The organism is Pseudonocardia ammonioxydans (assembly GCF_900115005.1).
Lineage (GTDB): Bacteria > Actinomycetota > Actinomycetes > Mycobacteriales > Pseudonocardiaceae > Pseudonocardia > Pseudonocardia ammonioxydans.
Genome location: NZ_FOUY01000090.1, coordinates 1 through 9,594 on the forward strand (window position 1 = coordinate 1; position 9,594 = coordinate 9,594).

10 protein-coding genes are annotated in these 9,594 nt (G+C 65.4%); 5 read left to right on the plus strand and 5 right to left on the minus strand.

What is annotated here, in order from left to right; genetic code table 11:
- Positions 1-83: 83 nt before the first annotated feature.
- The gene (locus tag BM093_RS33360; RefSeq protein WP_050802327.1) at positions 84-485 is read right to left on the minus strand and encodes a hypothetical protein; all 402 of its coding nucleotides are present in this window, start codon (positions 483-485) and stop codon (positions 84-86) included.
- Between the two features lie 128 nt (positions 486-613).
- On the opposite strand from BM093_RS33360, the gene BM093_RS33365 reads away from it, so the two are divergent.
- From BM093_RS33365 to BM093_RS33380, 4 genes are all read left to right on the plus strand, one after another.
- The gene (locus tag BM093_RS33365; RefSeq protein WP_010228062.1) at positions 614-1,483 is read left to right on the plus strand and encodes a winged helix-turn-helix domain-containing protein; all 870 of its coding nucleotides are present in this window, start codon (positions 614-616) and stop codon (positions 1,481-1,483) included.
- Positions 1,480-2,172, plus strand: coding sequence for an HAD family hydrolase (locus BM093_RS33370; protein WP_010228060.1), 693 nt, complete (start codon positions 1,480-1,482; stop codon positions 2,170-2,172). Before BM093_RS33365 ends, BM093_RS33370 begins: the two co-directional genes overlap by 4 nt.
- Entirely contained in the window at positions 2,169-2,990 is an 822-nt protein-coding gene (locus tag BM093_RS33375) for a phosphotransferase (protein WP_010228058.1), read from the plus strand. Before BM093_RS33370 ends, BM093_RS33375 begins: the two co-directional genes overlap by 4 nt.
- A 283-nt stretch (positions 2,991-3,273) precedes the next feature.
- A complete protein-coding gene (locus tag BM093_RS33380; RefSeq protein WP_218163053.1) occupies positions 3,274-4,431 on the plus strand; it encodes a three-Cys-motif partner protein TcmP in 1,158 nt (385 codons plus the stop codon).
- Here the strand turns inward: BM093_RS33380 and BM093_RS33385 are convergent.
- Positions 4,428-5,231 (minus strand): DUF5131 family protein, encoded by an 804-nt coding sequence (locus BM093_RS33385; protein ID WP_337819677.1) that lies wholly within the window; start codon positions 5,229-5,231, stop codon positions 4,428-4,430. The two genes, BM093_RS33380 and BM093_RS33385, sit on opposite strands and share 4 nt — an antisense overlap.
- A 451-nt stretch (positions 5,232-5,682) precedes the next feature.
- Between BM093_RS33385 and BM093_RS33390 the strand changes: the two genes are divergently transcribed.
- On the plus strand, positions 5,683-6,618 hold the full coding sequence (locus BM093_RS33390; protein ID WP_202796352.1) for a restriction endonuclease: 936 nt from the start codon (positions 5,683-5,685) through the stop codon (positions 6,616-6,618).
- Positions 6,619-7,287: 669 nt separating this feature from the next.
- Here the strand turns inward: BM093_RS33390 and BM093_RS33395 are convergent.
- The 3 genes from BM093_RS33395 to BM093_RS33405 form a co-directional block, all read right to left on the minus strand.
- Entirely contained in the window at positions 7,288-7,980 is a 693-nt protein-coding gene (locus tag BM093_RS33395; protein ID WP_010228048.1) for a hypothetical protein, read from the minus strand.
- Between the two features lie 561 nt (positions 7,981-8,541).
- Entirely contained in the window at positions 8,542-9,096 is a 555-nt protein-coding gene (locus tag BM093_RS33400) for a sugar O-acetyltransferase (protein WP_010228045.1), read from the minus strand.
- Positions 9,097-9,314: 218 nt separating this feature from the next.
- The coding region (locus tag BM093_RS33405) for a transposase (RefSeq protein ID WP_143105684.1) at positions 9,315-9,594 on the minus strand (280 nt) is incomplete at its 5' end.

Genomic DNA, 9,594 nt, shown 5'->3' on the forward strand with positions numbered 1-9,594 from the left:
GAGGTGCGTGGCGAACGTCGTGGTCTCGTACAAGTGCATCCCGACCGAGACGGTGGAGGAGGGCAGGAAGTCCGGGCGGTCGGTCACGACTCGCCCCCGTCGTCCTTGCCCCGCCGTGCCGGCATCGGGGCCGGGGTGGCGTGCTTGAGCCCCATCGCCTTGAACGCGATCCCGGAGACCGTGCGCCCGTCCGGCGACTCGATCGAGTACGGGTTGATCTTCGCGTCGATCAGCTGCACTCGCGCGTCCTCCGGGAACCCCTCGCCCGGGTCGGCGGTCAGGGTCACCTTGATCTCCTCGCCCTTCGGGGCCCGCTGGCCCGCCTGGACCTGGAGCTTCGCGAACAGCGACACCACGAACTGCGTAACGCCGTCCCGGTCGGTCACCGGCACTTCGGCGCCGTTCGCGTCCTGCCGGGTCTTGGGTGCGGGTGGCTCCACCACCGTGAGCTTGAAGCCGTCGAGCACCACCGGAAGATCCCTCATCACTCACTCCTTCGTTAACCTGACCAGCTTGGCTAGCCATATCAGGGTGACTGGCCTGACTAGTCATGTCAACCGTGGATAAGGAAGATGGCTAGCCGGGCTAGTCAGCAGACCGATACCGTGGTGACATGAGCACGCCAGCCGAGTTCCTCGCGCATCTGGACCCGGAGGATCCGCGCACCCCGTCGCAGCAGATCTCCAACCAGATCCGCGCCGCGATCAAGCTCGGCAAGCTCAAGGCGGGGGAGAAGCTGCCCTCGCAGCCTGACCTCGCCGAGCGCTACGGCGTCGCCCGCGAGACCGTGAAGGCAGCGCTGCGTCCCCTCTATGCCGAGCGGCTGCTCATCAGCCGGCAGGGGAGTGGGGTGTTCGTCCGCGCCCAGACCGAGCTACCGGTGGGGCTGCGCCCGCACATCGAAGCCGCGTTCGAGCGCCCCGACGTGCGCATCGACTTCGCCGGGTTCTCCGGCGAGACCCTCGCGGGCACCCTGTCCGAGGTCCTGGACAAGGTTCGCGCCGGACGACTCACCCCGGAGTCCATCGCTATCCGGATCATGCTGTCCGACCCCGGCGCACCTCTCGCCCTGCCGTGCCGGGCGGACACCGCCGCCGACGACCCCGCCGTCCGCACGCGCGCAGACCGCATCACCCGCCGCGCCGTGGACAGCATCACCGACGGCGTGCAGGAGCTTGCCGGCCTCGGGCTCGTGAAGACCGCGACGGCCCAGGTCCGCGCGCACAGCGCAGCACCCCTGTTCAAGCTCTACCTGCTCAACGACGAGGAAGCGTTCTTCGGCTTCTACCCCGTCCTGGAACACACCGTCACCATCGACAAGGAACAGGTGCCGATCTTCGACCCGATGGGCAAGGACGCGACCCTGTTCCACTTCTCCACCGGTGACGACGCCGAGACCAGCAACGGCCCCCAGTACGTCACCCAGGCACGCACCTGGTTCGACTCCGTGTGGAACACGATCACCCGGGAGTATCCACGGTGACCCTCCCGACCGGAACCCACACACAGCTTGTCGACCTGCTCCGTGGCGCCCGCGTCGTGCTGCTGGATTTCGACGGCCCCGTCGCGCACCTGTTCGCCGGCCATCCGGCACCCGACGTCGCCGCCGCCGTCCGCCAGTTCGCCACCGTCCGTGGCATCGATCTGACCGAGGTCCGCACCGACGACCCGCTCGTCCTGCTCCGCGTCGCATACCGCCACTCGCCCGAGTCCGGTCGCGATGTCGAGGCCCATGTGATCGAGCACGAGACCCGGGCCGCTGCGGTGGCTGAGCCGGCCCCCGGAGCGCACGAGCTCATCCGGACCGTGGTCGCGACCGGGCGCACGGTGCTGGTGGTCAGCAACAACTCAGAGCGGGCCATCCGGACCTACCTCGCCCGCCACGATCTGACCGAGCACGTCGCGCACATCATCGGCCGGCCCTTCGGGCACCCCGAGCAGATGAAACCCGACCCGCACCTTCTCCACGCAGCGCTGGATATCGCCCGAGCGGCACCGGCCGACGCGGTGTTCGTCGGTGACTCAATCACCGATGCACTCGCCGGGGTCGCCGCCGGGGTGCCGTGCATCGGCTACGCCAAGCGGCCCGAGCGCGCCGAAGGGCTCACCGACGCGGATGCCCTGCTCGTCGTCGACGACATGCACACCATCGCGACCGCGCTACGCCCGTGACCACGCTCCGTCCCGACGTCGCCCAGACCGCACACGCGCGATGGCCTGACCTCGCACCCGCGTGGACCGACACCCTGTCCGAGGAGCTGGCCGACGTCTGCGCCGCGCTCGCGGTGACGCCGACCGGCCGGACGTTTCCCGCCAGATCCGCCCACGTGGTCGAGGCGACGTCCAACTCCGGCGCACGCCTGGTCCTGCGATCGAGTCCCGACCCGCATGCCGTCCACCAGGCCGCCGTACTCGACCGACTCGCGCATGCCGGCCTCGCGCCCGTCGTCCACCTGCTGCGAAAGACCGCTACGGGCATGTGGACTGCGATGGACGTCGTCGAACCCGGGACATCGTTCGCCGAGCAGGAGCCGAAGCCCTCGGATCTCGCGGGGGTGGCAACGATGCTGCGCACCCTCTCCGTCGAGGACGGGCTGCCATCGCTGCCCAGCATTGTGCCGTGGCTTCGTGCGCGTCTCACCGATCCGCCGTCTGATGACCAGCCGCCTCACCGAGGTCCCGAGCCCGCCGCCGTCCGTCAGGCAGCGACCGTCGCTCTTGATCAGCTCGCCGCCGACATGTCAGCCGCGTTGTGCCACGCCGACCTGTCACCACCTAACGTGCTCCACGGCGCCTCCCAGCTGTGGTTCATCGACCCTCGCGGGATGAGCGGCGAAGCCGCCTACGACATCGCCGTCCTCGCCTTGAAGCTCAGCGATGACCACTTGGACACCGCCAGAGCGCTCGCCCGCAGCATTGCGCTGTCCAGCGGCAACGACCCCGAGCGTGCCGACTCATGGGTGACTGTCGCCGACGCCGCGACCGTCTGACCCCGGCGGCTGTCCGGACGTCAAGCATCAGGTGAGACCGGAACGTCAAGCATCAGCCGGGACACGACAACGGCGGCAGCGCACGCTGTGTCTAGACCTTCCATTCGGTATCAAGCGGCGCCTCCGGCGCCGGGTTGCGCGCGGCGCTGCGGCCTCCGGCCGGTCGCCGCGCTACCCCCCCGCTCGTTCAGCAAGCCGCGATCCCGTGCGTGGCCAACGGACGGGGGCAGCTACCTGGGGCACTGCGCGCACCCGATCAGTAACACTCGGTCGCCTTCTCGCGATGTTCGTCGTTGCAGACACCACCGCACAAACCGGGGGCCCAACGCACATGGCACGAACTGGCGAGAGCGACACTGTCTGGGAGCTGAAGCCCCACACGAGTGCTAAGCACGACCTCTTGACCGGATACCTCAAAGGATGGTTCCCGATCTTGAGCCGTTGGAACGACCGGATCGTCTTTCTCGACGGCTTCGCTGGACCCGGCGTCTATAAGAACGGGGAACCCGGGTCGCCGACCAAGGCCCTAGAGGTTCTACTCTCCCATCGTCATCTTCCAGCCATGACGAACAAGACTTTTGTGTTCCTGTTCAATGAAGCAGAGCCGGACCGGCACGAATCCCTAAACGCGGTTGTCCAAGAATTTATCGCCAGTCACCAGCCCTGGCCTTCCAATATTAAGGTGCAGGTCGCAGGCGACAGCTTCGAGAACGTGGCCGAAGGCATTTTGGCGCACCTAGACGAACAGAAGAGGAATCTCGCTCCTACCTTCGCCTTCGTCGACCCATTTGGCTTAAAGGGACTGCCCATGGATCTACTCAGGCGCCTCCTGTCGTTCGACCGGTGCGAGCTATTTGTATATTTTGACTTCAACACAGTCAATCGGTTCGCAAGCGCTGGAAACATCGACGATCGCCTGACCGAGCTATTTGGTACTGACCGCTTTAAGGACGCTGCAGGGCTAGCCGGTCCGGAGCGGAAGAAGTTCTTGCATGACCTGTACCAGAGTCAATTGATAGAGGCCTGCGGATTCCCGTTCGTCAAGAGCTTCGAGATGGTCAACGAGACGGGTCACACTGGATACTACCTATTCTATGGAACCCGCCATGTCACCGGACTTCGTGTGATGAAGGACGCGATGTGGAAGGTGGATCCGGGCGGTGGCGAAAAGTTCTCTGACGTTCTAGCGGGTATCCCTGTATTGTTCGGAGACGAGGTCGACACCGAACCACTCCAGATCGACCTAGCGCAACATTTCAAGGGTCAGACCGTGAGCATAGAGCTACTGGAGCATTACGTCCTAACGGAGACGCCATACGCGGCTTCACACCTCAAGAAGCTGACTCTAAAGCCGATGCAGATCGCGGGTCAGATCACGTGCGTAAATCAGGCTCGGCGAAACACATATCCCCCTGGGACCCAGGTCGTATTCCCAGGCTAGACGGCGCCAGTTTCAGGTTTCGGATACTCACTCCACTCGCGACCGTCGAGGGTCCGCCCTCCTTGTTTCGGAGTTCGTCCGCCCCATTGCTTAAAGAAGAATGGAACCCCTTGAGCCTTGGTCTCGTCCCGAAGCGAACGCACCCAGTCGGGATCGAGATGCCTAGCGCCCGCTCCACTTTCACCACCGGCGATAACCCAGTCGATTCTATCGAGGTCAATACCGTACAGCGGGCCGATTAGCGGTTCGGCAGATAGGAACTTGACCGCCGCGCCAGTTGATCGGAGATGATCGATCCGGCCAAACTGATCACTAGACTCGACACTGACTCCCATCCACAGGTTGGCTGGCCAATTCAGCTTTTCCGCGAGCCGGGCAAGACGCAGCGACCGCTTAGTCAGAACTTGGTACGTATGCCGCGGAGTCTCCGCAATCTCCGCAAAGACGTCCCGAATGTAGCTCAGAGGAACTTTCGCATGGAAAAGATCGCTCATGCTATTTACGAATATAATCTTAGGGCGTCGCCAACGTGACGGAACTCCCAACGCGTCAGGATGAAGAGTGACTCCGAAACCTGGCCCTGAGGTAACACCGTTGCCGTCGTTTTGATATCGCGGTTGGCCCATTGCCTTAAGCCGACCTGCAAGCTTCAGCGCGTAGCAATTGTCGCATCCCGAACTGATGCGATCGCAGCCCGTCGTCGGGTTCCAGGTTGCCTCGGTCCACTCGATCGCGCTGCTTTGTGCCATAGAGTCGAGACTATAGCCTCCGGGGCCGCACGTCGAACACGCGTTCGGCATCGGAGTGTGGCCAGTGCCGACCGCAGCTCTCCAGGAACGTCAACCGCTCAAGACGATGCCCTCGCCGGGCGGCAGGTCTCCGGGATGGCCGGGGTGTGGCATCCCGACGACCTCCCGGAGGGCTACCACACGACGTCCCGGGGGCGGAGCTGGACGAGGTCGGCCAGGCGGTTGCGTCGGGGGCCGCCCCCGGGCCGACGCGCGGTCGGGGGCGTTGCCCAGGTCGACGGGATGCCACACGAGCACCGGGCGCGGGTGCGTGAGGAACTGAGTGACGATCGGTCCATACGAGCCCGGAACCGCGCGGACGTCCACGGACGCACGCAGCCGCTTGACCAGCGCGTTCAAGCCGTTCGGCCGGTCGCCCTCGTTGCTTCGGGACGAACGAGTCTCTACTGCCCATGCATCACGCACTCGCAAGCGATTGGATCACACAGATAGCCTGCCGTGCGTGGTCGATGCTCCGCAGCCTGTCAGTGAGATGCCGACGTGGGACGGCTTCCTACTCCCTGTCCTGCAGGTCCTCAAGGACGGCGAGACCGTCCAGGCTCGCGAGGTCCAAGATCGTGTGGCTGACCACGTCCAGCTCACTGACGCCCAACGGGCTGAAGTCCTCGAATCCGGGCAGCAGCGCTTCCGAAATCGCATCGGTTGGGCGGTCTCATCGCTGGCGCGTGCAGGAGCGCTCGACCGCCCTCGGCGTGGGTCCTACACCGTGACCGACGTTGGACGGCGACTGCTCGCCGAGCACCCACAGCGCCTGGACGAGGTCCACCTGAGGCAGATCCCGGCGTATCGCGACCACGTTCCGGCCCGGCGTGCGCATTTCCCGTCGACCATTTCGGTGGAGCAGAGTCAGCACAGCTCTGGTCTTGACCCGATCGAGCAGATCGAGGCCGGTACCGCCCGACTCCGAGCCGAGGTCAGCACGCAGCTTCTCGAACGGTTGCGCGCCGCGAGCCCGGACTTCCTCGAGCAGTCGGTCCTCGACGTGCTGGTCGCGATGGGCTACGGAGGGGTCGAGCAGCGCGCCCGCCGGATCGGTGGCAGCGGCGACGGCGGGGTCGACGGCGTCATCGACCAGGACCCGCTCGGTCTGGCCCGCATCTACGTCCAAGCCAAGCGATACGCCCCGGACACCGTCGTCGGTCGGCCGCAGGTGCAGGGCTTCGTCGGCGCCCTACATGGCCAACAGGCCACCCAAGGTGTCTTCATCACCACGAGCACCTTCTCCCGCGAGGCCCTCGACTACGCCCGCTCCGTCAACGCAAGCGTGATCCTTATAGACGGGGAGCGGTTCGCGAACTTGATGATCGACCGCGGGGTGGGCGTTCAGGTCGAACGAACCTACACGATCGTCAAGCTGGACGAGGACTACTTCGAGTAGTGCCCGGACCGCACGGATCGCCGACCCGCCGCCTATACGCGGACCGCTACAGCGGTCGGGTGAGCCGGAGCAAACCCGGAGCGGACTCTCGACGACCACGCACAACGCCCGGTGACAATGCGACACGAACGCCCAGCTCAGCTGGCACTAAGCGACATCTGGTGACACCACCGGGCACCGCGCGACCGCTTTCGGGACGAAGTGCCCATGCCCTCGCCGGGCGGGCGGGTCTCCGAGATGGGAGCGCCCCGGGTCCGGCTGGCGGTTCCCGTCGTGGGGTGGCAGCGGGCGTGCCATCTCGACGACCTCCCGGAGGGATCACGCCACGGACAGGGAGCAAGCCTGTGCGGGTGCTCGGGGTGCGGCCGACGTCTAAGAACGGGGCGTCGCGACGTAGGTGGTCCAGTGCGATGGGCAGGTTGCCCCGTGTCGGCGACGTGATCGGGCTACGCGAAGTCGACGAGATGGCGCGAGCCAGATCTGAGCTGCACAGGTTCAGTGCCCTGGCGCGTTGATCGCGGGTAGCCGGTCGAGCAGGGCGCGGGCGTCGCTGGTGATCCGCGAGGTCCGGTGACGGAGTGTCCGCCGACATGGACATCGAACGGTGCGCAGCGGATTCAGTGCTGGGTCCTCAACCCCTGTGCAATTCGGGTCAGGCGGCTCCGCGAACTACCTGGCGCGCCTGCCCTCAAGGAGCTTCAGCACCGGGCGCGGTTCCGCTGAAAGGCCGGACCGGGCCGGCTCGGGCCAGACCGGCACGTCGTCCGCCTCACCGCCGAAGGCGAGCACCGTCTGGGCAGCGAGGTCGCCAGCCGCCTGTATGAAGCCCTCAGCACCCATGAGGCGCATCGAATTACCCCCGTTGATCAAGGGCCATAGCGCACCAGACGCGTTCGACACCTTGTTCGGGTCTGATCCGTGGGCGAGCAGATCACGGAGGTTCTTCATGTCGGCGAGGTAAGCGACCAGCTCCTGCTTTCCTGAGTACACGACCCACCTAGATCTATTGCCTGCGGACGTGCCTTTTACGCGCGTCCGCAGGCCCCAATCGCTTGTGAAGAGCTTGACGCCATGCTTGTCGCCAGCGCTGCGGAGCTTGTCCGGATTCACCGGCAGCGTCCGCTGACTCGCTGTATCGCGGAGGATGTCGTTGAAGAACGACTCGAGTGCTGCGTACGACATGGTGAAGATGGCCCACCGGAGCGCGTACTGCTTGTTCGACCGGCCGAGCCTGCGCCCATCGAGGCCCTCGAGCTCGTCGATGTCGCGATGAAGGGTCACGAGCAGCGTCGGATTGACGAGCCCCGCAGCGAGGGAGCTGGCCGCTTCGAGCACGATTGGCAGACGCGGGTGCGCGGACATGCTCGAACGCTACAGAACGTGTGCCACGTAGTCGTGTCCGAGTCGCACTAGTGCCCCAGAGCCCTACCTGGTACCCCTCCCACCAGCACCGATGCACCACGGGGCTCCAACACCAGTGCAACTCATGCCAGAGCCGTGGGAGATAGAGGCCTGTTTGACCAACTGCCTGACAACTGCGGCGGCACCCGGCGGACGTCCAGGAACTTCACGAGCCCGCTCACCTGATCGTCGTCGCCCGCCCAGCCGGTGTCACGGTTGCTTCACACCGAACGAGTCGTGCCCTCGCCGGGGGGCAGGGCGCCACCTGCGATTCTCATACTCACTATCTCCGGGATGGCACTCAGTAGGCGCGGGGGAGCGGGCTCACTCCCGGGTAACCCTCAGGAATCAACGGCAGATGCAGCCGATGGACCCGTCGCCCATGGAAGATGCGGTAGCGAGTCCGTGCAGCGCACGAGGGGTAACGGCGAACGTCGAGTGTCGCCGGAAGCAGTGGATCTTGTCTCCGGCGGTTTGAGGGGTAGATGTTGACGTTCGCGATGGGGGTGGTGGCCGTCCCTCTTACAGCTCGCGGACGAGTCGGCCCGGATTCCCTGCGACGAGGACGCGGTCAGGCACGTCGCGCGTGACGACGCTGCCTGCCCCGACGACGGTGTTTGCCCCGATGGTCACGCCGGGGCAGACGATGACCCCGGCTCCGAGCCAGGTGTTGCTTCCGATGCTGATGGGAAGGGGGCGTTCCCATCCTTCGCGCCGGCGGTCGTGGTCTTCGACGGGGTGCTGTGCTGTGAGGAGCTGTGTCCGCGGTCCGATCCGGACGTCGTCGCTGATGGTGATCGTGGCGTCGTCCATGAACAAGGCATCGTGGTTGACGAAGGCGCGATGGCCGAGGGTGATGTGGGTTCCGTAGCTGCACTGGAAGCGGGGCATCACCACGACGCCGTCGCCGAGCTGTCCGACGAGCCGCCGGAGGAGAGACTCGCGCTCGTCGTCGTTATCGGGACCGGTCGCGTTGAACCCATGGAGGAGGCGCCAGCAACGACGTCGGTCGTCGACGAGGTCGGGTTCGTCGAGGTACCAGTCGTTGCGGAGCATGCGTTCCTTGTGCTCGCCCACACTTACGATCCTGCGTCCAGAGATCCGCGGGTACAAATCCGGTACAAGTCAGCCTGACCAGCGATGCCCAGCGACAACCCACCCCGACCAACGAACCAGCAGGTCAGAGGCTGAGTCGCCGGTGTTATGGGTGGTCGGTATTTCCCCAGCGGCAGTACATCTCCAAGTGGTCGGTCAGCGGGACTGTCAAGTTTCCGGTGTAACTGAGGTTGGTCGGGTTACGTGCGTCCGGCGGACAGGCGTCCGTCGAAGGCGATGTCGAAGGCGTTCAGGGCGGGCTTCCAGCGGATCGACCACCGGTGCTGCCCGGTGCCGGTGGGGTCGAGGCTCATGATCGCCATGTAGACGCACTTGAGCGCGGCGGCCTCGTTGGGGAAGTGCCCGCGGGCCTTGACCGCCCGCCGGATCCGGGCGTTCACGCTCTCGATCGCGTTCGTCGTGCAGATGATCTTGCGGATCTCGACGTCGAACCCCAGGAACGGCACGAACTCGGCCCAG